Origin of the sequence: Moorena sp. SIO4G3 (assembly GCF_010692305.1) — a bacterium.
Lineage (GTDB): Bacteria > Cyanobacteriota > Cyanobacteriia > Cyanobacteriales > Coleofasciculaceae > Moorena > Moorena producens_A.
Window position 1 is genome coordinate 1 of record NZ_JAAHIG010000728.1, and the last position, 1468, is coordinate 1468.

Consider the following 1468-nt stretch of genomic DNA (forward strand, 5'->3'; position numbering starts at 1 on the left):
TCGTTAGTTTCAGCCGGGATGGCCAGACCTTGGCTTCTGGCAGTGATGACAACAGCATCAAACACTGGAATCTAGAGACAGGCAAGGTAATCCACACCCTGATCGGGCATGATGGCGCTGTCAATAGCGTTAGTTTCAGCCGGGATGGCCAGATCTTGGCTTCTGGCAGTACTGACAACACCATCAAACTCTGGAATCTAGAGACAGGAACCGAAATCCGCACTCTGATCGGGCATACTAACATTGTCAATAGCGTTAGTTTCAGCCGGGATGGCCAGACCTTGGCTTCTGGCAGTGATGACAACACCATCAAACACTGGAATCTAGAGACAGGCAAGGTAATCCACACCCTGATCGAGCATGATGGCGCTGTCAATAGCGTCAGTTTCAGCCGGGATGGCCAGACCTTGGCTTCTGGCAGTATTGACAACACGATCAAACTCTTCAGGATCAAACTCTTCGGGAATCTAGACTTAAACTTAGACTCTTTAATGGCGAAGACTTGCGATTGGCTGCGCCATTATTTGGAGAATAATCCTAATGTCAGCGAGAGCGATAGGCAATTGTGCGACAAAGTAAAGAAGTAGTTGCAAAAGATAAAAGTTTTTAACGCCGTAGCAGCTATTCGTCAAGTCCCTTGACCGTAGGTCACGCTACGCGAACGCGACCATTCAAAATTCCAAATTATTAATTCAACATGACAATCTGTAAAGATTTATTACGAAACTAAGAATTTCTGGGTAAAGTCAACAGATTATCCTGGGGAATAAATAGGGAGCATCCCAGTTTTGAAAAACTATATCCCAGCTGTGTGAGCGGGATTAGACCGCCCACAGAAAAAGATATATTTGCCAAAGCGATGCAGCAAGGGAACAGGGGGTTTCCCCGGAGACCAAACCTTAGACAGTTGAGCCTTTATGGTTGGTAGGCTATGCAGAAAAGGTGTAAAACTTATTGATTAAGGCTCAACTGTCTTACGGTAAATTCAAACCACTCGCTATTGCATCAAGACAGGGATGCTCCCAATCAAGAGTATTCAAGTTATCTTTATAAGTGCTTTTAGCATAACATGTTTTCTCGCAATCTCGCCTTTATCATCGGCATCAATAACTACACCAACGGCATTTCTCCCCTCAACACTGCCGTAAACGATGCCAAAAAACTAGTGGAAATTCTCCGCGAGAAGCATGATTACCAAGTGTGGGTATGCCTAGACGAAGTAGCAACTCTGTCTAACTTCCACAAATTTTTATTTCATACCTTACCAGAACAAATCACTGAAAATGACCGCTTATTATTTTACTTTGCTGGTCATGGAGTCGCTCTCAATGGGGATGATGGCCCGGCTGGTTACTTAATTCCTCAAGATGCTTTACTCGGCGATACTAATAGTTATCTGCCCATGACCTTGTTACACGATGCTTTAAGTCAATTACCCTGTCGTCATTTCTTGGGTATCCTCGACTGC

Annotated in this window: 2 protein-coding genes; both read left to right on the forward strand. The window is 44.6% G+C overall.

Annotated features, from left to right (window positions below; translation table 11 throughout):
- Positions 1 to 587, forward strand: a 587-nt coding sequence (locus F6J99_RS44970) for a WD40 repeat domain-containing protein (RefSeq protein WP_293123917.1), incomplete at its 5' end; no start/stop codon positions are given.
- Between the two features lie 482 nt (positions 588 to 1069).
- The coding region (locus tag F6J99_RS44975) for a caspase family protein (RefSeq protein ID WP_293123919.1) at positions 1070 to 1468 on the forward strand (399 nt) is incomplete at its 3' end.